The following is a 19,611-nucleotide window of genomic DNA, read 5'->3' on the forward strand; positions in this document are numbered from 1 at the left end:
TCCTCATTCGAATTCGGGCGACGGCAGAGCAAGGTCGTCATTGGTTGACGACGGCCGATAAGGCTCCGCGCTACCGGTGATGATATTGCCTCGTTCCCATCCTGCTAGACGAACGTAGCGGTCGGCTTCGCGAGCATAACCGAAAAATTTCGGCTGACGGTTTTCCGTGCTTGCTTTGTCGTTTTCGAAGAGAACAGCTTCGCCAACCTTGAGTTCAACATTAGGTGGGGCTGGAACATCGGCGCCTTGGTTTTTTCCGGCGCGTATCGCGTCGCTGATGCCTTCCGGTGATACTTGGCCGCGGGCATACAACATCCCGGACTTGCTGGTGCCGCCCCAGAGCGCGATTGATCTGCTGACCTCCTCACCGGCCAATTTGAAAAGCCCTCTAAGGTTCGGTCGACGGTTCACCTCATTGGCACTTTTGTCGAATGTCAGAATGAATTTTGATTGCTCGGCCATAGTCGCTTTTCCCCCATGAAGATGTTTTAATCCGTATACGGAGTATTACGAATATGTCGTTGAGCGGCAAGGAATTTTTAAACAGCGTTCTTAACCATACGAGTGAGCGAATGACGCGCATTTTACGACTTTGGTTTTGGATATGGCCGCTCTTGCGGCCGGCTCATTATTGGCGGAGCCATCCTTCGAAGCCTTCACCGCAGGCTCGGGCTTCGAAGTGGCGTAGCAGAACAGACTTCGGCCGCGGCCGGTAAGCATTATTGGTGGTGAATCCGGAGATGCTTTTGTCTGGGAATATGTTTTGGGCAGGCAAGCACGTCGGCATTTTTGCTTCATCAAAGCTCATTCAGGAACTCAATATCTGGGATCAAATGTTCCGGGTTAAGGCGAACCGTCCAACTTCAAAAACCGGGACTTCGATCATCGTCGCGACGTTTTCGCTGCGCTGCTTGGCGCTCATGCAGGAAAAATTCGCCGGATAAAACCTTCGACCACTTCTCGCGCCAAGCGTGACGTTCGACGTCCGTCGTGCAGGCAAGCATTTCAAGCCGCATACTCTCGGGCCAATCTGCGTTCGGCAATATCGCGTTTGACTCATGATTTGGGGAGGCGCTTCCTTTCGGCATCGGACAAGAGGGTAGCTCCGGAGGCGATCTCAACGATAACTGACGAGATACGCTCCGATCGGACGAAAATATCGGCGGGCCAGCTTTGCAGGCTGTTGGCGCATGCTCAGTAGATCCCAACCCTTTCGTCGGGCCGGAATTCTTTGTTTCGAATATTTCTGCCGCAGTCCTCGCGATGCGGCGCTTAAAGGAAGAGGTTTTTGAAACGCTCCGACGGTCAGCACATAGTTCATTTCGCCACGCGACGCCGAGTGGCTCGCGGTGCGGCGGTAGCGATGACCCGGGTGGAAGTTGGACAGGCAGCTTTGATGGTCGATGCTGCTTGTCTTCTATCGTCCCCGTTCACCCCCCGAGCGTCCGTTCCCCCTGCCCTTGGCTTTGGTTTCGCGCATGGTGCTGTGGACATCGATGACGCTGCGGGCCTTCGCGGACCGCTCCTGGCGATCCGCGCGTTCTAGAAGCTCAGGGGATGCATTGGCCTTTTCTACATCGGTCAATGCACGTCCGCTCGCGAAGGCCTCGCGGGCTGCTTTGGCGCCGTCGTTCTGATTAGCGGGTTTGCCTTTGGACGGGGGACCCGTTCTTGGGGGCGCGACCTCCTTAAGGCGAGCGCTGATCTTGTCTGCTATCGATAGGTTGATGTCGCGCGACTTAGTCAGCTGATCCCGTAGGGTCGTGCGCACTCCGAATTCCACCTCGGACTGAGCGAGGTAAATCTTCGCGGCTGCCGCTGGGTTCGGCGGTACGGCAATTGGCCCGTCTCTGGTTTTGAGTTGGCGGGCATCATTGTGCAGTTCGATCATTTTCACGGCGTTGGTCTGCACCGAGGCCATGTCCTGATGTTTTTCGAGGCCGCGATTGATACGTTCGGCCTGACTGTCGAGGTCGTGGGCGCGCCAGCTCTCATGAATGCCGAGCTTCTCGCAGATGTGTTGCTTCGACAATGCGGACACTTCAGCCTTGTGATTGGTCTCCAAGTTCTTTCGTTCAACAGCATGCCGGGCGCTAAGCTCGTCGCGTTCGACCGTATTTTGCAGGCGAACGGCGTCGAGAAGCGGCGTTGCGTTTTTCTCAAATGTCGCTTTGGTTTCCGCTTTGAGTTCGGCGACGGCTTTTTCTCGTTCCAGCCCCCGAGGCATGCCGCGGATCTCCCGCCACGAAGCCGTCGCCTCCGCTTTTATATGGGAAGCGGCCTTTTCGCGGTCTGGCCCTTGCGGTAACGTTTTCAATGCTTCTGCTTTTGCCGCTGACCTGCGGTTCTGGGCTTCGACGGCGGCTTCACGCTCGGGTCCCTTCGGCATCCCATAAACTTGCCTCCACGCCGGCGCCGTTTTTTCCTTTGTAAGCCTGTACGCTTGCTCACGAGCATCACTGAAGCGGTTCCGGAGGATGTCCTTTTGCTCGTTACGTTCGGCGGCGTGGGCGTACCGTAAGCTTTCACGGTCGAGTTTCTGCTGGTGCCAGAGATCTCGTAAGGCGTTGCCGTGCGCCTCGTAGATCTCTCGCTTTTCCCGTTGTTCACGTGTCGTCGGTTTGCCAGACGATGCAAACATGTTCTTCCGGGTCAGATCTTTACCGACATATTTAGCGTTCGTTTCTTTGACACGGCGATTGTGATCGATGCGTGTACCGGCATCAGTCAACGAATACTGTAATAGCCGTTCTCTGCGGTTTCGGTCCTTGCTCTGTGGCTCGACGCCCTTTTCTTTCAGAGCGTGTACCTTTGGTCCTTCGTGGATAGTTGGCTCCTGCTCGAGCCCACGATCTTTATGGCTCCGATGGTCATATTGAATGTCATACCCGTGGCTGCGCATGAACGCGTTGAGGTGGTTGCACCAGGCTTCTCGGGCGTCGCCGCTTGTCATACGCGGCGGTACCTTCCAGCCACGCTCGGTTGCTTCCTTCACGTCTCTTTTGTTGGTCCCGAAGCCGAGAACTTTTTTACCGGTTTCGAGATCACGGTCGATCAATTGGACATGCGCATGCGGGTTGTGCGCATCTTCATTTTGGTCGTGATGCGCAGCGCACCAGGCGATACGCCCCTTTCCAATCTTTCGCATGTAGCTTGCGACGACCTCATGCCGTTCTTCGGGCTGTAGCTCGAGTGGCAACGCGATGATGAACTTGTCGCAAATGCGAACTTCTTTGTTCGTCCGCAACAAGCGGGCTTCCATTTGGTCGAGATGTCTCCGAGCGGCAAGGATGTCGTCGGGCATGCCTTCGGCTTGAAACTTTGAGCAGGCCTCTCGCCGCGTGATGTAGGCCAAATGGTTTCGCGCTGCCTTTGGTGCGTGCGTCTTGCTCCCGATCTTTGAATGCGAAAAGTGCGGCAACGTTTTCACGATTGGCATGTGCAGTCCCCGAGCTGACGGCGAAGCCGTCTGGTTCGTAGGCGCATAGGGGGTTTACCCCCTTAATTGCGCCTACTCGACTTTTCGACTCTTGATTCTGGCCATGGGTCAAACGTTAGGTGCAGGGGATTTTCATTACGGTCGCGGAATCTTGCAGCAACGGACTCTCGCGGGCCTTTCGGTCAACGATCCGTCATGTCGACGACGATATTTGTTACGGGAACGGATCGGTTTCCAAATTTTTTTGGACGCTCGCTTCGCTCGCTGCCTTCATGGATTAAGGGAACTCTAGTTTGGAAACCGCAATTTCCGGCGCAACGTAAGGTCAGTTTTTTTTGAACTCGGCTATCGCCTCGCACATATGTGAAAGGAGGGCGGGGGGCCGTCTGCCCCCCGCACCCCCCGAGGATATTTTAAGCAAGATGATGTGAGGTGTCGTGACGTAGAAGGAAGCGGCTTCATATCGTTTCCCATTTGCGCCTAAGGAGAGGTTTCGCTAGCCTCGTGCTACGGTACAGGCTGGGAAGCCGATGACCGTGCAAGGTGATGAAAGCTGGCGAGGCGAACCCTCGTCAGCTTTTTTTGCTTCAAAGGATATCTGTTAATCCGAACGATAACCGTTATCTTGGCGGTTGTCGATAACCGATCGAGCCTCGCGACCTGATCGGTTATCGTCGGGATCAGTATTCTTCAGCCAACATGATTGTCAGGACACGTGCGGTGTGAAAAACATCGCTTGGGTCTTCGGCACTGCCTCTAAGGGAACAGTTGTAATATTCGATTTTCCAGAAGATTTTTCGGTCCCTGTGCCGGAACGAACCGAAGTCGTGCTCCCGATACGGGTCGCTTTCATCTTCGAACTGATCGAAATTCTGCACCTTCTTCGCTATCGATTTTTGATCTTCCTCGCTGAACCTAAGAATGCCCTCAGTCATCACGACGTGGCTGTTCGGCAGAACTTTCCAGTAACGGCGGTACTGATCGTTGAGGTTGCGGATCGCCTCTGTTTTCGGAGTTGTCATTTGGCACCTCCGGGCTGCAACGGCTCAAGGTCCTTCAGGGAACCGTACTTGCCGGGGCGTTTGCTCCCGCCTCCACTCCCGCTTTCGCCTTGGCCCTGAAAAATGATTTTCATAGATGGGGTGATGGCAACGAAGAGCGGCATGATCGCAACTTTGTTTTCTCCGACGTGATCGAGCATGATGATTGCAACGCCGCGCTCGCCGTTGATCGAGCAACTGGCGAGAGAGATGTTGTCATAAAGTCCCGATGTGATCGCGTGATAGGCCCTGACGTGCCCTTGCGTGATGTTATCGTTCTCGATCGGACGATTTTCGTTTTCAGGGGAGTTGGGAGGAATCATACCGAACCTCCGGTGCGAACGGTTTGCGTGATGCCGATCCAGCGCAAGAATTCAGCTGGCGTCACTCCGGCTTCCTGCGCATCCGCGATAAGATCGGGCTCTATGCCGATGTCGTTGGTGTCGATGCCTGCGACCTCAAGCATCGCGGAATCGACGGCGTCCCAATAATCGATGAAGGGTAGCGGGTCGTGGTCTTGTCCAATAATTTTCTGCATGCTTGATCTCCTTTTTGTTGCTCTGCGGTGATTGAACTTCACGTTCTCCCTCACTTCTTCTTCACAAACTGCCGCCTGAGTGGGGGAGGGTGGACGGCGATAAACGACCGTTAGACCCGCAGGCAGAGGCAGGCTGCACCCGTAGGGCTGGAACGAAGTGGAAGACCGCGCTTGCGCGGTTGCGGCATGCCGCTGCGGGTCTAAAAGGGAGCGCCGGCTACCCTCCCCCACTCGAAGGCAGTCCCCAACAATTGGTCGCGCTTTGCGCGACGCCTTACGCCTTGCGCAAGGGGGCGAAGCCTTTGGTGGAGACCGCCCTTTCGCGGGCTCCATTCACGAGCACCCGGCTCGCGCTTTGCGCGCGTGCGCCCCGTCTTGATGATGGCGAAGCGCACGACCTTGACCGCCGTCGTGGCCACGCGAGGCCGAGCATCGTTTCAAGGATGGCTTGTGGTTGGCGGCCGTGTGCGATCGGAAGTGACGCGTCGGAACCTATTGACCCGTCGAGTAGCGTCCCCGGGGACAGGTTTTCGCCGACCAGGCTGCTGCGCAGAGGCATAGAGCGTGTGAAGCGGATTGTGATGTGCTTTTCACCCGTTTGTCACTTGGATGACGTCGACGACATCGGGTTGCGTGCAGCAGCAGCCAGCGAGACAGCTGTGTAAGCCCCCAGCGAAATCATGAGATGCCAGTGCTGCGGCCGTTTCAGCATCACTGGCCTCGACGTAGTGAACATGAATTGTCGTTTGCGAAAACAGCACGCGATAGCGCTGCGGTTGGAGCTTAGAGTTTGGAGCTCGGGCAGGCGCTTTCGCGCCTGCCTTTGCGGGTTGCCGAGGTCCGATGATAATACCGGACACGGTTAGCGCTCCTGCTCAATTTTCTTGGACTTCCACTTGCGTGCAACGAGATCAGCGCCGTTGAGCGGAAGGTATTTGAGATCAACTTTGAAGCCCTCGCCATCTTCATGCGGCCAGAGCACGCCAACCTCGTCCCAAAACACTTTCTCGCCTTCGCTTTTCTTTGGAACCGCATAGATGGTGTGGCTGGGTGTTTTCGTCTTTTGTGTCTCAGTCGTCATTGTTTTTTCCTTTCGTGTTGTGAGGCCTGGCATCATGCCATCCTCGATGCCTTTCGCGTGGCACGGGTTCGAGCGACGGTTGGCAAAGGTTGCGGGCTTGCCCGTACCGCGAAGCGGCGCGGAGCTGCAGGCGGCTTGCCGCCGAAGCGAGCGACCTTGACTGCCGGAGTGCCCGTGCGAGCGTGAGCATCGTTTCAAGGATGGCGTTGGGATGAGCCTGGTCTCACTCGAAAAGGAATGCAAATGTCACGCGTGACCGCCGAAAGACACGTGCCCATTCTCATGTCGTCACTTGCATGCTAGCGAAGTGAAGTGCTTGTGGCGGAGTGGGTGCGCTGGCAGAACCGGACAGGTTTGAAGACGAGTTATTCGAGGATTTACCGCGTGGCTTGCCGTCCCGAACGCGAGCCCGAAGCGAACGCGGGATGTTTGCGCGCTGGCTCGCGCCCGAGGAAATGGCGGGGGGAAACTGGCAGTCCGAGGGCGGGCTCCTGCTCGGCCGGCGCGATGGACGTGCTATCGGCTGGAATGACGATCGTCACGTGATGACAATCGCTGGTAGTCGCGCCGGCAAAGGTCTTTCACTGATCGTGCCAAATCTACTGCGATACGCCGGATCGGCGCTCGTCATCGATCCTAAGGGTGAGCTGGCACAATTGACGGCTGATCGGCGCGGCGATGGTAAAAATATCAAAGCCGAGGGATTGAAGCAGGATGTCTGGGTGCTTGATCCTTTTGGTGTCAGCAAGCGGAGTGAGACACACTCTTTCAACCCACTAGATGAACTTGACCTAAAAAATGCAGATGTCATCGACGATGCCGCGACGTTAGCGAGCGCTCTAATTGAAGTGCCTCAATCGGGCGAGAAGCATTGGGCCGAGTCCGCCCAGGCCGTTTTGAAGGCGTTGATCCTGCTGGTACTGGAATTGGGCAAGGACGATGACCGGGATTTGATTTCGGTCCGGGAATTGCTGTCTCTTACGCATCCCCGAATCGAAAGCCGTAAGGTAAAAAAGCGGGCCAACAATGAAAAGATCAACGACGAAGAGGCGTTGATCTCGCTACTCGTTGATGGGCTTTATGAAGACAGCACAAATCCTTGCGCCAGCGTCTGCGCTGCGGTCGGCAAACAGCTACGCAGCATGGGGGACAAAGAGCGCGGCGGCGTAATGTCGTCCGCTCTGACGCAAACGCAGTGGCTCGACAGCAAGAAGATGCGTGCGGTCTTGCGAGGAGAAAACAAGTTCAAGTTGGCGGATCTGAAGCGCAAAGAGAAAAAGACGACGATCTACCTCTGCCTTCCAGCAAATCGATTGCCGACGCATTCGCGATGGTTGCGGTTGATGATTTTGCTATCGCTTACGGTGATGGAACGGACGGAGATCGACGGCCGCCTTGATGTTAAACCACCGGTCCTCTATGTGCTCGACGAATTTGCTGTTCTGGGGCACATCGATTCTCTTGAAAAAGCGGCCGGCTTGATGGCGGGTTACGGCGTAAAATTGTGGGTCATCTTGCAAAGCCTTGGACAGTTGAAGCAACACTACAATCAGGCGTGGGAAACGTTCTTCGCCAACTCCGGTGTCGTCACAGCGTTTGGGGTCGGCGATCATGAATCGCTCGAAGTACTTTCGAAAATGCTTGGCCAGACGCGTTTAACTGAGAGCGTCGGTAGTCGCGCTTCCAGCGAAGATCTGCAGCGCGCAGCTTCTGGCACGCGCGAAGAACGACATGACGTTTACTTGCTGGGTCCCCATGAGTTGCGCATGGCACTGGCACGAAGGAAGGGCCGGATATTAATCTGCGCAGCGGAAGAAGCGCCGGCGATCGCTCAGCGGGTCAAATACATTGATCGCGAGTTTGATGGTATGTATCCGGAAGTTCCTTGATGGCAATTGTGCTCGAGAAAACCGTTTTTGATGATGCCGGTTTTCCGATCGTCAGTTGGTGGGAGGATCGCGATATAATTGGTATGGGTCCGCGAACGAGGGTTTGGTGTTATGTGACTCCAGACCCGACGACGGGGACTTTACTGTTTGCAACGACGGGGAGTGATCGCGTCGGCGACAGCCACAACTTCCGTCCGTGGGAGTTGCTGCAGGGCTTCGGGCATAAAGCGGCGCGCGAACTCTATCCTGAGCCTCATCATCGCGTTGTTGTCGAGACAATCTCGAACAGGCTTCCGTTGACGGGCAAGCTTTTGATCGATCATGCCGTCATCACGACCGCTGATTTCACCGACGAAAAACAGAGCGTTCCTATGCATCTAAATCGCGCGATCGCGAGCGAGCACGAGCGCGCACTTCTCCATGATGAACTGCGGCGGAATTTCCTGCAAAATCGGTGGGCCTTTGTCGATGCGAACTGCGCACGCACGGCCCCTTTCGTCTGGCCGGCGGGGAAGAAGCCTTTTGTTTCGCCGAAAGCCCCTGCTCTGCCCCTCTATTACGATTGGATTGGAACGACAATCGCCGTAGCGATTGTTGGTCTTTTGGCTGTTTTCATCGCTTGGTTTGCGGGCGTATTGCACTTCTAAAGTTGAGGGAGGTTACCGAGCGCTCGACCTCTTCGTCAGCCCGAGTTCCTTGGCGCGCGAAATCAGCGCGTCCTCAAGCACACGGCCAAGATCATCCGTTTTCAGGTGATCGGCGATCAGCGATGCAACGCGGTGCGCGCTATCCGAGAGGCCAAAAGGGGTTATGTCACCTCCCTGTTCCTTCTTCCACAACGCCAAAAGCGCCTCGAGGAAAGCGCCGCGCGTCATGCCGGCACGCGCTTCGTCAAATTCCGCCTGAAAGCCGCCTCGGACCTTGCTGTTGAGCTGCTCGGTACGACCCGACTTCGGGATACGCCGGGCATCGGGTTTGCCGATTGGCTTGGTCAGATCGATGCGTGATTGATGAGGTTCTGGCGGTGGCCCCAGTTTGCTTTTGTTGTCGAGCGCCGCATTAGCCGCCTTTCGAAAGACGTTGATCATCGCTCGCGTCCCCTGCCCTGCTTCTCACGCTCCTTGCTTTTCTGCAGGCTCGCTTCCTGGGTAGGCTCAGTGGCACGTTCGAGCGCTTTCATGATGCCTGTAAAAAAGCGTTTTACCTGCTCCGCCACGGGAGGCTGCGAAATATCGGGTGCGGCACTCCCATCATTGGCGATATCGTGGATCGAAACGTAGTCGGGTAACGCATCGCGTAAGGCCGGATATCCTGCTTCCTTGAGATACTTGCGGGCTTCCTGTTCGCGGTCGGCGTCGCGCACCTTGGTCAAGGCGACGACGACGCGCGGGCTTTTAATGTCGACGTCTTTCAGCGCATGTAGAAGATGCACCGTGGGAGATAATTCCAATAGGTTGGCATCAGTCACCACCACCAGTAGATCGGCTTGCTTCGCGACATCATAAGTTATTTTGTCGGCTCGCCCGGGCAGATCGAGGACCAGTAGCTCGACAAGCTCGCGTGTTTTGGCAATCGCTTCGGGCGTCATAGCCCGGACTTCGATTGCAGGTTTGATGCCAGATGCCGCGCGGCGCTCGCCCCATTCCACAGCTGAACGCTGGATCAAGTCCAGATCGCCGAGCATAACCTTCAGGCCATGCTTCGCCGCCATTACGGCCATACCCGTTGCCGAAGTCGTTTTGCCGGAGCCGCCCTTTTGGCCGCCGAAGCCAACCACCAAGCCCATCGATGTTGTCTCGCCAGTAAAAGTTGCGGTGCCCAGTGGATGATAACCGTTATCAGTGAGGATAGCAGTTATGTTGAGTTAGTATATCATTCATCAAGAAGCAAGCTGCCGTCATCGGCAAACCTGATCCGGCGTAGTTTATCCCGACGTTTTTCCTTCTTCCTATGGGGCTGCAGACGTTTGGTCGGGGGAATTGTTTCCTGCAGCTCTCCGTAACCGACCTTTACCGGTTCCAGTTTGGCCTTGCCCCAGGCGGTTGAAAGATAGAGGCCAAAGGCGGCAAAGAATTCGATGACCAGGGCGATAGATACAGCCCAGGTAAGTTCCACCCGATCCGCTGGCAGAATTGGCAATAGACGTGAGAGCAGATCCGCTTGCGTATCGGCCGCCTGCCCTGCCCCCTTGTCCTCGAGTCTGGCTTCGACACTTCGCATTTTGTCCCGTGCGCTTTCGAGACGCTCGCCCTCCATACTCGCCGCAAGTTCGCGCTTCAGAATGAAAAACGCCGCACAAAATTCCCGGCTTGCGATAGCTGTCGCATTGGTGCACTCGGCTGAAGATGTGAAGCGGCGATCTTGTTTCAGTCGAGCCAAGTCCTCATTGACTACGGTTGAAGGGCGATGCGCTTCCAGAGCCTTCAACTTGGCATCGACCGTCTTCAAATCCGACTCCGTCGAAACCAGAGTCGTGCTGAGGGCAGTATGCATGCCGCTGACCGCTCGGCGGTTGGTTGAGAGAAACCCGATCTCGTTGCTGAGCGAGACCAAAAACAACATGCAGAAGCCGGCGCTGCCTAGACTGACGAGCGGCCAGCGTCTATTGGCGAAGCCCCAAGCAATGAAAAACGGCACACCCCCTTTCAGAATGTCGAAGCAGATTGAAGCGGCGCCGAGCGCGTAGCCCTCGGTCACAGTCTTCCCGATGCTCGAGACGTAAGTGAAATTCATAAAAGCGCTGACACCCATCAGAGCAATCGATGCGACGGCGCAGACGATACTCAATACATAGGGCATCGACGTGATCCATGTCGGCGAAGGAAGCCAGCAGCATAACCTGAAAATTTGGCTTGTAGATAACCGTTTGTTTTAATTTAACCGATATCCTTTTAGATAACCGCTATCTCGTGTTGTCAATCACACTTCGCGCAAATACGCTGCTGGAATTAAAGCGGCGTATCGCGGGAGAGACGGGTGAGAGAGCTACTGATAGCGGCCCGCGTTTCATGTGACCGATGCATCGCTTGCGCGGATAGACGCGGCCTTCGGATCCATACGGAAAAGTTCTGCACGCTCGAGCAAGCCAGCTGCTTCTTCGGGGGGACCGCGTGACTAAATCGCTCGTCACGCCTGAAACGCCTATGGACGGAGCCCGTCACCCCAGCCGTGCGAGTGTAGAAGTCACGATATTCTGGACCCAAGAGGACCAGTCGGTCCCAGCGATCGGGCACACACTTAAAAGCAAAGAATTGCTAAGCCTGGCGCAGTCGCTCGGCAGGCTGGCGGCGCGTCGGGCTTTTGAAAAGTTGGCCCACCAACATTCCGCCGCAGTCGCTGCGGAGGTTGATGATAAGCCCGGAGGCGACGCCCCACCTAATTGAGCCGGGATCATGGAGGAGCAGATGCGTTGCGCCATTTACGCGCGGTTCTCGAGCGATTTGCAGGACGCGCGCTCCATCACTGATCAAGTCACACTCGCTAGGCAATATGCCGGCGCGCGTGGCCTTACGGTCGTATCAGTGATCGAGGATGCTCGGATATCTGGAGCGGCTGTCGTCAACCGGCCCGGAATTCAGAAATTAATGAGCGACGCAGCCGCGCAAAAATTCGACGTTGTGGTGACAGAAAGCTTAGATCGGCTGTCGCGTAGCCAAGCCGATATCGCAGCGCTTTACGAACGCCTGACATTCTGGGGCATTCAGATCGAGACTTTGGCCGACGGTCAGGTCAGCGAGATTCATGTCGGGCTTAAAGGCACGATGGCGGCTCTCTTTTTGAAGGACTTGGCGCAAAAAACCCGGCGCGGCCAGATCGGCCGGGTTAAAGCCGGCCGCATTCCCGGTGGCCGCAGCTATGGCTATGACGTCGTGCATGCCGAAAATGACCGCGGACAGCGTGTCATCAATCAAAAGGAAGCATCTATCGTTCGGCGAATCTACGAGGAGTATGCTTCCGGACGCGGCACGCTTCCAATCGTAAAGGATTTGAATCGCGAGGGGCATCCCGGCCCTACAGGTCGTGCTTGGAACCTGTCGGCGGTTGTCGGTTCGCCGAAGCGTGGGAATGGCATTCTCAACAACGAACTCTACCGAGGCGTCATTGTTTACAACCGTCAGCAGTTTTTGAAAGATCCGGCCACAGGCAAGCGCGTCTCTCGCGTGAACCCAAGATCCGCATGGTTGCGCCAAGAGGTCCCCGACCTGCGCATAATTGAGGAAGGACTCTGGCTCAAGGTTCAGACCATTCGCGAATCCCGCGGCGGTCCGATGATTCATCTGAAACGTGGTCCTCAACGCTTGCTATCGGGCCTCGTTCACTGCGGGTGTTGCGGCGCCCGCTACAATATTGCCACCAAGGATCACATGCGATGCTCGGCGCAGACAAACAGCGGTACGTGCGTCGATAGCCGCATCATACGCATGTCAGAAATCGAAAGCCGGGTGTTATCGGCCGTTTCTTCGCACTTGTTGAGTGATGAAATGGTTGAGGCTGCTGTTGATGCATATCGACAGGAGTTGGCTAGATTGCAAAGCAATCAAAAGATCTCACGAGGTCAATTTGAAATTGAGATCGGAGAGGTCGAGCGAAAATTCGCTCGGCTGATGCGTATGGTTGAAGACGGGCACGTCGATCCCGGCGTTGCGGGACCGCGATTGAATGAGTTGGCAGCCAAGAAACGGTCGCTGTCGTTGGAATTGGCAAGGGAGCCGATTTGCGCTCCGGAAGTTCCCTCGACCGACGAGCGACAAAAGTACCGGCTGATTGTCGACAATCTTCGCTGTGGGAAAATCGAGGGCTTGGCTGACGAGCGGGAGGCGTTCGACTTGGTGCGGGGCCTGGTGCGCCGGATTGTCGTTACGCCTAACAAAGCCCGGCACCACCAAGCGCTTGAAGTAACGGCCGGAATTGACGTGGCCGCCCTACAGGCGGCACCGGACTGTAATTATGGTTGCGGGGGCTGGATTTGAACCAACGACCTTCAGGTTATGAGCCTGACGAGCTACCGGGCTGCTCCACCCCGCGTTACCAAAAGCGCAATGACCTTAACGGTCTAAGCGCTTCTCCGGATAAATAAGGCCGCTCGTTTCCGAGCGGCCAGAAGGGGGGCTATAGCACAAAAAATCCGTCTGGAAACCCCTATCTTGGGAATTCTGTTCGGACCTGTTGAGAACCCCCGTATTCCGTAGTGCCGCGCGCGATTTGCCGCTGAAGGAGGGGTGCGATCGCGGCCTTCGGTGCTGCGGTCAAAACGAAGAAATCAGAGACCGCCGTGCAAGCGCATGGTGTTGATCGTCAGCCCTGAGTGATCGAGCGACTGAGCGATGAGATACACTGGCGCCTCGCTGTTGGTGTCTCGCTTTGCCACCGCGCCGCGCGCTTTGCGGTTGGCCACACGATGTTCTGTCCGTGCAGGCTTAGCGGAAGCGAATTTGGCCGGCCGCTCGCGGTTGCGCTGGCGATGCTTGATTGCGCTGCCCAAATTGCCGCCTAGTCCCATATAGCCGCTGGACCAGTTCGAATTCATCGTCAGTGAAGAGTCGCTCAGGCTCTGGGCAACGCCCACCTCAGCACCCGCAAGCGACATTGCCGCCGATAGCGCCAGAGCGATGAAAAGCCGGGAAAACATAGCGTTATTCAATCCAATGTTAAGGGATGCCGTAATGTCTAGTCCGCAGTGTTTCGGTTAATGAAGGGTTAATTTCAATTGTTTTCTATCAATTCCCGGAATTAAATATTTGGCGCACTGGGATACGGAACTTTTTCTCCCTATTTGATAGCCAACGATGCAATCATTGATTCCTTCTTTATTCTCTATGCTCGTCATGGTTTAGCAATACGAGAGCAATCCAGATCTGGCTTTCTTCCGGAATATCGTTTTTTGATTTCGGCTATTCTCTCAGCCGCAAATGCTCGCCCGGTGATGCTCAAGGCGATGCGCTCATCCGTCCACACCGGCGCACACCCGCCCCTGCCGAATTCGCTGAGGCGTAGCGTATTGTTCCTCGAAATCGAACACGGCATTCGGTTTCCGCGCTATTCTCCTGATCGGGCGCATTCGCCAAATAAGGACCGTGGGAATGCTCCTATTTTGGACGCAACGAAAAGATTTCGGCGCCACGAAAGCACAAGGGAAAATCATGCAGACAAAAGCCTACGCCGCGGCGACAGCAAAGGCGCCGCTCGGACCGATTACGGTCGATCGTCGAGAGCCCGGCCCGAACGACGTCGTTATCGACGTTCTCTATTGCGGCGTCTGCCATTCAGATCTTCACACCGCGCGCGGCGAGTGGCCGGGGATTCTTTATCCGTGTGTTCCGGGCCATGAAATCATCGGACGCGTGACCTCCGTCGGCAACGACGTCAAAAACTTCGCGGAAGGCGATATGGCCGGAGTCGGCTGCATGGTCGATAGTTGCCGGACGTGCAGTCCCTGCGAGCACGATCTCGAGCAATTCTGCGCCGGACCGCATGGCTTCACCGGCACTTACAACGGCGCTGCAAAGGGCGGGCTGCCAAATACGTTCGGCGGATATTCCAAGCAGATCGTCGTCGATCAGCATTTCGTGCTCAATGTCCGGCACTCGGATGATCAACTTGCCGCCACGGCGCCGTTGCTTTGTGCCGGTATCACGACATGGTCGCCGCTCAAGCATTGGAACGTCGGGCCCGGCAAGAAGGTTGGGATCGTCGGAATCGGCGGTCTCGGACATATGGGCGTCAAGCTCGCGCACGCGCTCGGCGCGCATGTCGTGGCCTTCACGACATCGGAGTCGAAGCGACAGGCGGCGCTCGATCTCGGCGCCAACGAGGTCGTCGTATCGAAAAACGCCGATGAAATGGCGGCACACGCGGACAGCTTCGCTTTCATCCTGAATACCGTCGCTGCATCACATGATCTCGATCCTTTCACGAATCTTCTGAAGCACGACGGCACGTTGACGCTTGTCGGCGTACCGGAACATCCGCACCCGTCGCCTTCGGTCGCCCCTCTTATCTTTGGGCGGCGCGCGATCGCGGGCTCGCTAATCGGCGGCATAGCTGAAACGCAGGAAATGCTCGATTTCTGCGCGGAGCGGGGAATTACCTCTGACGTCGAGATGATTGCGATGAAAGATATCGATCACGCCTACGATCGGATGCTCAAGAGCGATGTCAAATATCGCTTCGTCATCGATATGGCGACATTCAACTGAGATTGCACTTTGGCGCCAGCCGATCAGATACCGGCAATCAGACTGGCGCCAATTCTTCACTCTGCATCTCAATCGGATTGCCGTGGCAGCGGAGAAATTCGACGACCGCGCGTACAGCTCCCGACATATGCTTCTGCCGCGGATAGGTGAGATACCAGCCCGGAAAATACGGCGAGAATTCTTCCAGCATCGGCACGAGTTGGCCTTTCGCAATGAACGGCCGAACCGCATACTCTGCCCAGAATGCAACGCCGACGCCCTGCACGGCGGCGCTGATGGCCATGTCGCTGCAGGAGACGATGAGCGGGCCGTCGACTGCCACCGACATCCAATGCCCGCCCTTGAAGAACTCCCAGTTATAGATTCCGTTGCGGCCCGCCCAGCGCCAGTTGATGCAACGGTGATTGTGAAGATCGCCGGGATTAGCTGGCATGCCGTGTTTGGCGACGTATTCGGGAGACGCGACCGCGCACATTCTGATGTCGCTGCCGAGCTTCACCGCGACCATATCTTCATCAAGCAATTCGCCGAGGCGAATGCCGATATCAAACCCTTCCTCCACAATGTTCACAACGGCATCGTCAATCGTGATGTCGAGCACGATGTCGGGATGGGACCTGGCGAACCTTCCCAAGTGCGGCTCGACCAGCACAGACGCCGCCTTGCGCGGCGCATGAAGGCGCACCGTTCCGGCGGGGACATCGCTCAGATTTTGGACGTCGCGCACGGCCTCCTGCATTTCCTCAAGAGCCGGCTTGAAGCGGACCAAGAGGCGCTGACCAGCTTCGGTGAGAGAGACGCTTCGCGTCGTGCGGTTCAGCAACCGGACGCCGAGCCGCTTTTCAAGCTCACGTATCGTCTGGCTCAAGGTCGATGGTGCAATTCTCAGATGAGCGGCGGCCCGCGCAAAATTGCCTTGCTCGGCAATTGTCACGAAGGCGCGAAGCTCGGCAAACTCGCTTCCGCGCATTATACACTCAAAGACAAATGACCTATTCGGATTTCATTACCTTATCGCAATGAGCCTGCGTACTTAAATGTGGCCGATGCTCGCGGAAGCCCGCTTCCCCGCGATTTTACGAATTTCCCTCAATATCGTTGAAAGGTGAGACGATGCTGGAGAAACGCAAGCTCGGCGCACAAGGTCTTGAGGTTTCGGCTATCGGCCTTGGCTGCATGGGCATGAGTTATGCCTACGGCGCCGCCGACGACGCTGAATCGGTGGCGACCATCGATCGCGCGATCGAGCTCGGCTGCAATTTCCTTGATACGGCGGAAGCCTACGGCCCGTTTATCAACGAAGAGCTTCTTGGGCGGGCGCTCAAAGGCAAGCGCGATAAGGTTGTCATTGCCACGAAGTTTGGCTTCACGTTCGACAAGGGCATTTCCGGAACCGACAGCCGTCCGGAGCACATTCGCGACGTGGTGGACGCCTCGCTGCGGCGACTGCAGACGGACCGTATCGATCTCATCTACCAGCATCGCGTCGATCCGAAGGTTGCGATCGAGGACGTGGCGGGTGCCGTCAAAGATCTGATCGCCGAAGGCAAGGTTCTTTATTTCGGGCTGTCAGAGGCAAGCGAAGAGACGATCCGCAGGGCGCACGCGGTCCAGCCCGTCTCGGCTTTGCAGAGCGAATACTCGCTGTGGGAGCGCGGCATCGAAGACCGCATCTTGCCGACGCTGTTTGATCTCGGCATCGGACTTGTGCCCTTCAGCCCACTCGGACGCGGATTTTTGACGGGCAATGCAAAGCGGGCCGAAGAGTATCCGCCGGACGATTATCGCTCGCGTAACGATCCGCGCATTCAGGGCGAAAACTTCGACGCCAACATGCGGATCGCGGAGATCGCGCGGGAGATCGGCGCTGCACATAACGCAACACCCGGACAAGTGGCGCTGGCGTGGCTCCTCGGCGCCAGCCCTCACATCGTTCCTATTCCGGGCACGAAACGACGCGCGTATCTTGAGGAAAATCTCGGTGCGGCGAAACTTGAACTCACCGCAGGCGAGGTCGATCGTCTCGATGAAGCAGCCAGTTCGCAGGGCGTTTCGGGCGCGCGATATACCGAGCGCATGATGTCCTTCGTGGATATCTGACGTCCGTTGAGCGGCCTTACTCGGACTTCGAAGATTTCTGCAACGTCGATCCGGCGTCCTTGAATTTCATCAAGTGCGCGTCGTCGGCCGAGCCTTTTGTCTCGGCGACGACGCCGAATTCCAACGGCTCGTCTTGCGCGTAGCGCTTGCCCAACCGATACGCAATCTCGGCTCGGGCCGTCTCGACGCCGAGATAGAACGCGTGGCCCGGATCGGCGCGGGTATCAAGATGAGGGTAAAGCTGGAACGGATCGTCGGAGACGTGGTGGCCCTCGCGGTTATAGATGTGGATGCCGTCTTCCGCGACCTCGATGCGGTAGTTGTGGTCCCGGATCTCGGACGCCAGCGATTTGATTTCCGCCGGAGTCGACGCGAAGCCTTTGCGATCGCGCAGCGCCATCAGGCCCGAGCCGAAGCCCTGGGGCAGCGCATTCGCTTTCCTAGCGGCGAAATATTCGCGTCGCGCGCGGTCGAACTCCTTGATGGCCGTCCGGCAATGCGGACTGACCTGCACGGCGAGCACGGCCGTAATGTGAAGCTCTGAGCACATACCCATCAGGATGGCGTTGATGCCTGTCGTATCGGCGTCGGTCAGTTCGGTGACGTTGCCGATGCCCATCAGGATCGGGATGTCTGGGCGACGCTTGCGCAAATCGTAATAGCGGGCGACCGACGCCGTGAAGCCATAGTGAATCGGATCGAGGATCGGGTCGGCAAAAAATGGGCGCCCCTTGGCGATCATGATGTCGATGACGCGATCAAGCGAGTCCATGTCGGCGGCGCCAGCGGAGATCAGGATTGGCGCGGCGGGGCCTTCATCAACGATGGAGATCGTCGTTTCGGATAGCGAGAAAAGGTAATCCGCGCCCGCCCGCGTGGCTCGCGAAAGTTCTTCGGCGTTAAAGGAATCGACGCTGACCTTAGCGCCGTCGGCGTGAAGGGCCGCAATTGTCGCCTCAAGATGTGGGAATGGACTGTCCGGCAGACAGCCAAGATCGATGACGTCGGCGCCGTCCGCTCGATACTTGCGCGAGCGCTCGACGATCTGCTCAGGCGTCAGCAGCGTTGCATCGACGATCTCGCCGAAGATCGTGACATCCTGCTCGGAGAGATCAATCTTTCTTGCGGCTTGGCCGAGATACTCTGGAAGGTCGGCGATCTCCTCGGGGCCGCGCTCGAAACGGGTTCCGAAATGGTCGGACAGGCGCTCAAGGTCGCCACGAAAGCGGCCCGGCATAATGACGCGGTCGGCATGCTCGGGCAGCTTGAGGCGGCGCTCGACGATCTCGGTCGTCATCAAGGCCGCGACTTTCACGCCAATGTTGGCGACGATCGGTTCCAGATCGGAGTTGTTCAGCTCTTCCGCAATCCGCTTGACGCGGGGCTCGGCCAGCGATCCGGTCACCAACACAATTCGCTTGGCCATTGGCGGGCATTTCCTTTTACGAATATATCCCCCGTGAATTGGCACCGAACGGCCCCCGGCGCAATGTCCCGCTCATCCCCTGTCGACAAATCGCGAGATTTACGATTTCCGTCGCCCAGCAGAATGGAGATGCCCACGCATGAAGAAGGTCCTTCTCATCGGTATCGGCGCCGGAAACCCTGATTACGTTACGATTCAAGCCGTCAAAGGGCTTAACTCGGTCGATGTGTTCTTCTTTCTCGACAAGGGGCAGGAGAAAGAAGATCTCGCCAATCTTCGGCGGACGATTTGCGAACGCTTCATCGAAGATCCATCCTATCGGATCGTCGAGGTTCCAGGGCCGGTGCGCGACCAGAGCGGCGACTATAAATCAGGTGTCCACGCATGGCATCACGATAAGGCGGAGATCTTCAGCTCGCTCATCACCGACGAGCTGCAAGATGGCGAAGTCGGTGCGTTTCTCGTGTGGGGCGATCCGTCCCTCTACGATAGCACCTTGCGCGTCATCGATCAGATTCTGGCGCATGGAGCGTTGGCGTTCGAATACGAGATCATCCCCGGGATCACGAGCGTGCAGGCACTTGCCGCTGAGCATAAAATCGCGCTGAACCCTATCGGCGAGCCGGTTCACATCACGACGGGCAGACTGATTCTCGAAGGGTTGCCGGAGAAAGTCGATACGGCGGTCGTGATGCTCGACAATGGGTCGGGGCTTCGAGCGCTGATCGACGAGGACGTCGAGATTTTCTGGGGCGCTTACCTCGGTACGCCGGATCAGATTTTGATTTCGGGCAAGCTCAAGGAGTGCGTCTCCGCGATCGAAGCGGCGCGCGCGGAAGAGAGGCAGCGCAAGGGTTGGATCATGGACACGTACCTGCTTCGGCGTGCCCCCAAACCCTAAC

19 protein-coding genes and 1 tRNA gene are annotated in these 19,611 nt (G+C 56.8%); 7 read left to right on the top strand and 13 right to left on the bottom strand.

Going from position 1 to position 19,611, the window contains the following annotated elements; translation table 11 throughout:
• Positions 1 to 3 precede the first annotated feature (3 nt).
• Positions 4 to 462, bottom strand: a complete 459-nt coding sequence (locus tag WC811_RS11025) for a hypothetical protein (RefSeq protein ID WP_372644375.1) — start codon at positions 460 to 462, stop codon at positions 4 to 6.
• Positions 463 to 746: 284 nt separating this feature from the next.
• Between WC811_RS11025 and WC811_RS11030 the strand changes: the two genes are divergently transcribed.
• Positions 747 to 944 (top strand): hypothetical protein, encoded by a 198-nt coding sequence (locus tag WC811_RS11030; protein WP_372644377.1) that lies wholly within the window; start codon positions 747 to 749, stop codon positions 942 to 944.
• A gap of 473 nt (positions 945 to 1,417) precedes the next feature.
• On the opposite strand, the gene WC811_RS11035 is transcribed toward WC811_RS11030, so the two are convergent.
• The 5 genes from WC811_RS11035 to WC811_RS11055 all read right to left on the bottom strand — a co-directional run bounded on the left by WC811_RS11035 (position 1,418) and on the right by WC811_RS11055 (position 6,098).
• The gene (locus tag WC811_RS11035; protein ID WP_372644381.1) at positions 1,418 to 3,304 is read right to left on the bottom strand and encodes a MobA/MobL family protein; all 1,887 of its coding nucleotides are present in this window, start codon (positions 3,302 to 3,304) and stop codon (positions 1,418 to 1,420) included.
• An 815-nt stretch (positions 3,305 to 4,119) separates the two neighbouring features.
• Positions 4,120 to 4,461, bottom strand: coding sequence for a DUF3768 domain-containing protein (locus tag WC811_RS11040; RefSeq protein ID WP_372644383.1), 342 nt, complete (start codon positions 4,459 to 4,461; stop codon positions 4,120 to 4,122).
• Entirely contained in the window at positions 4,458 to 4,802 is a 345-nt protein-coding gene (locus tag WC811_RS11045; RefSeq protein ID WP_372644385.1) for a hypothetical protein, read from the bottom strand. The genes WC811_RS11040 and WC811_RS11045 overlap by 4 nt, the downstream gene beginning before the upstream one ends.
• Positions 4,799 to 5,017 carry a hypothetical protein gene (locus tag WC811_RS11050; protein WP_372644387.1) on the bottom strand — a complete coding sequence of 73 codons (219 nt, stop codon included), beginning with the start codon at positions 5,015 to 5,017 and terminating at the stop codon, positions 4,799 to 4,801. Before WC811_RS11050 ends, WC811_RS11045 begins: the two co-directional genes overlap by 4 nt.
• Before the next feature lie 862 nt (positions 5,018 to 5,879).
• Positions 5,880 to 6,098, bottom strand: a complete 219-nt coding sequence (locus WC811_RS11055; protein ID WP_372644389.1) for a hypothetical protein — start codon at positions 6,096 to 6,098, stop codon at positions 5,880 to 5,882.
• A gap of 425 nt (positions 6,099 to 6,523) precedes the next feature.
• Here WC811_RS11055 and WC811_RS11060 point away from each other — a divergent pair, with 425 nt between their 5' ends.
• Together WC811_RS11060 and WC811_RS11065 are read left to right on the top strand one after the other, a co-directional pair.
• Entirely contained in the window at positions 6,524 to 7,987 is a 1,464-nt protein-coding gene (locus WC811_RS11060; protein WP_372644391.1) for a type IV secretory system conjugative DNA transfer family protein, read from the top strand.
• Complete coding sequence (locus WC811_RS11065; protein WP_372644393.1) at positions 7,987 to 8,634, top strand: hypothetical protein; 648 nt, start codon at positions 7,987 to 7,989, stop codon at positions 8,632 to 8,634. Before WC811_RS11060 ends, WC811_RS11065 begins: the two co-directional genes overlap by 1 nt.
• Before the next feature lie 12 nt (positions 8,635 to 8,646).
• On the opposite strand, the gene WC811_RS11070 is transcribed toward WC811_RS11065, so the two are convergent.
• The 3 genes from WC811_RS11070 to WC811_RS11080 form a co-directional block, all read right to left on the bottom strand.
• Entirely contained in the window at positions 8,647 to 9,075 is a 429-nt protein-coding gene (locus tag WC811_RS11070) for a hypothetical protein (protein ID WP_372644395.1), read from the bottom strand.
• Complete coding sequence (locus WC811_RS11075) at positions 9,072 to 9,764, bottom strand: division plane positioning ATPase MipZ (RefSeq protein ID WP_372644397.1); 693 nt, start codon at positions 9,762 to 9,764, stop codon at positions 9,072 to 9,074. The genes WC811_RS11070 and WC811_RS11075 overlap by 4 nt, the downstream gene beginning before the upstream one ends.
• Before the next feature lie 95 nt (positions 9,765 to 9,859).
• Positions 9,860 to 10,786, bottom strand: a complete 927-nt coding sequence (locus WC811_RS11080; RefSeq protein WP_372644399.1) for a hypothetical protein — start codon at positions 10,784 to 10,786, stop codon at positions 9,860 to 9,862.
• A gap of 605 nt (positions 10,787 to 11,391) precedes the next feature.
• Between WC811_RS11080 and WC811_RS11085 the strand changes: the two genes are divergently transcribed.
• Complete coding sequence (locus WC811_RS11085; protein WP_372644401.1) at positions 11,392 to 12,957, top strand: recombinase family protein; 1,566 nt, start codon at positions 11,392 to 11,394, stop codon at positions 12,955 to 12,957.
• Here WC811_RS11085 and WC811_RS11090 read toward each other — a convergent pair.
• Positions 12,936 to 13,012 (bottom strand) — tRNA-Met (locus WC811_RS11090). The genes WC811_RS11085 and WC811_RS11090 overlap by 22 nt on opposite strands.
• 235 nt (positions 13,013 to 13,247) lie before the next feature.
• Positions 13,248 to 13,616: a hypothetical protein gene (locus tag WC811_RS11095; protein ID WP_372644403.1), complete on the bottom strand. Its 369-nt coding sequence runs from the start codon at positions 13,614 to 13,616 to the stop codon at positions 13,248 to 13,250.
• A gap of 511 nt (positions 13,617 to 14,127) precedes the next feature.
• On the opposite strand from WC811_RS11095, the gene WC811_RS11100 reads away from it, so the two are divergent.
• Entirely contained in the window at positions 14,128 to 15,183 is a 1,056-nt protein-coding gene (locus tag WC811_RS11100) for an NAD(P)-dependent alcohol dehydrogenase (protein WP_372644405.1), read from the top strand.
• A 37-nt stretch (positions 15,184 to 15,220) separates the two neighbouring features.
• Here the strand turns inward: WC811_RS11100 and WC811_RS11105 are convergent, their stop codons facing one another.
• Positions 15,221 to 16,153 carry a LysR substrate-binding domain-containing protein gene (locus WC811_RS11105; RefSeq protein ID WP_372644407.1) on the bottom strand — a complete coding sequence of 311 codons (933 nt, stop codon included), beginning with the start codon at positions 16,151 to 16,153 and terminating at the stop codon, positions 15,221 to 15,223.
• Between the two features lie 143 nt (positions 16,154 to 16,296).
• Here WC811_RS11105 and WC811_RS11110 point away from each other — a divergent pair, with 143 nt between their 5' ends.
• Positions 16,297 to 17,283, top strand: coding sequence for an aldo/keto reductase (locus WC811_RS11110; protein ID WP_372644409.1), 987 nt, complete (start codon positions 16,297 to 16,299; stop codon positions 17,281 to 17,283).
• A gap of 16 nt (positions 17,284 to 17,299) precedes the next feature.
• On the opposite strand, the gene WC811_RS11115 is transcribed toward WC811_RS11110, so the two are convergent.
• Positions 17,300 to 18,709, bottom strand: coding sequence for a DUF6513 domain-containing protein (locus WC811_RS11115; RefSeq protein ID WP_372644411.1), 1,410 nt, complete (start codon positions 18,707 to 18,709; stop codon positions 17,300 to 17,302).
• 139 nt (positions 18,710 to 18,848) lie between these two features.
• Here WC811_RS11115 and cobF point away from each other — a divergent pair, with 139 nt between their 5' ends.
• Positions 18,849 to 19,610: a precorrin-6A synthase (deacetylating) gene (gene cobF / locus WC811_RS11120; RefSeq protein WP_372644413.1), complete on the top strand. Its 762-nt coding sequence runs from the start codon at positions 18,849 to 18,851 to the stop codon at positions 19,608 to 19,610.
• The last annotated feature ends 1 nt before the right edge of the window (position 19,611 follow it).

It is taken from the genome of Hyphomicrobium sp. (assembly GCF_041659645.1).
In the GTDB taxonomy this organism is placed as follows: domain Bacteria; phylum Pseudomonadota; class Alphaproteobacteria; order Rhizobiales; family Hyphomicrobiaceae; genus Hyphomicrobium_B.

Coding starts and splice junctions, on each gene's coding strand:
- WC811_RS11105 (WP_372644407.1), bottom strand. CDS start 16,153: ATGCGCGGAAGCGAGTTTGCCGAGCTTCGCGCCTTCGTGACAATTGCC.
- WC811_RS11035 (WP_372644381.1), bottom strand. CDS start 3,304: ATGCCCGACGACATCCTTGCCGCTCGGAGACATCTCGACCAAATGGAA.
- cobF (WP_372644413.1), top strand. CDS start 18,849: ATGAAGAAGGTCCTTCTCATCGGTATCGGCGCCGGAAACCCTGATTAC.
- WC811_RS11065 (WP_372644393.1), top strand. CDS start 7,987: ATGGCAATTGTGCTCGAGAAAACCGTTTTTGATGATGCCGGTTTTCCG.
- WC811_RS11050 (WP_372644387.1), bottom strand. CDS start 5,017: ATGCAGAAAATTATTGGACAAGACCACGACCCGCTACCCTTCATCGAT.
- WC811_RS11025 (WP_372644375.1), bottom strand. CDS start 462: ATGGCCGAGCAATCAAAATTCATTCTGACATTCGACAAAAGTGCCAAT.
- WC811_RS11110 (WP_372644409.1), top strand. CDS start 16,297: ATGCTGGAGAAACGCAAGCTCGGCGCACAAGGTCTTGAGGTTTCGGCT.
- WC811_RS11100 (WP_372644405.1), top strand. CDS start 14,128: ATGCAGACAAAAGCCTACGCCGCGGCGACAGCAAAGGCGCCGCTCGGA.
- WC811_RS11055 (WP_372644389.1), bottom strand. CDS start 6,098: ATGACGACTGAGACACAAAAGACGAAAACACCCAGCCACACCATCTAT.
- WC811_RS11070 (WP_372644395.1), bottom strand. CDS start 9,075: ATGATCAACGTCTTTCGAAAGGCGGCTAATGCGGCGCTCGACAACAAA.
- WC811_RS11060 (WP_372644391.1), top strand. CDS start 6,524: ATGTTTGCGCGCTGGCTCGCGCCCGAGGAAATGGCGGGGGGAAACTGG.
- WC811_RS11080 (WP_372644399.1), bottom strand. CDS start 10,786: ATGCCCTATGTATTGAGTATCGTCTGCGCCGTCGCATCGATTGCTCTG.
- WC811_RS11085 (WP_372644401.1), top strand. CDS start 11,392: ATGCGTTGCGCCATTTACGCGCGGTTCTCGAGCGATTTGCAGGACGCG.
- WC811_RS11040 (WP_372644383.1), bottom strand. CDS start 4,461: ATGACAACTCCGAAAACAGAGGCGATCCGCAACCTCAACGATCAGTAC.
- WC811_RS11115 (WP_372644411.1), bottom strand. CDS start 18,709: ATGGCCAAGCGAATTGTGTTGGTGACCGGATCGCTGGCCGAGCCCCGC.
- WC811_RS11045 (WP_372644385.1), bottom strand. CDS start 4,802: ATGATTCCTCCCAACTCCCCTGAAAACGAAAATCGTCCGATCGAGAAC.
- WC811_RS11095 (WP_372644403.1), bottom strand. CDS start 13,616: ATGTTTTCCCGGCTTTTCATCGCTCTGGCGCTATCGGCGGCAATGTCG.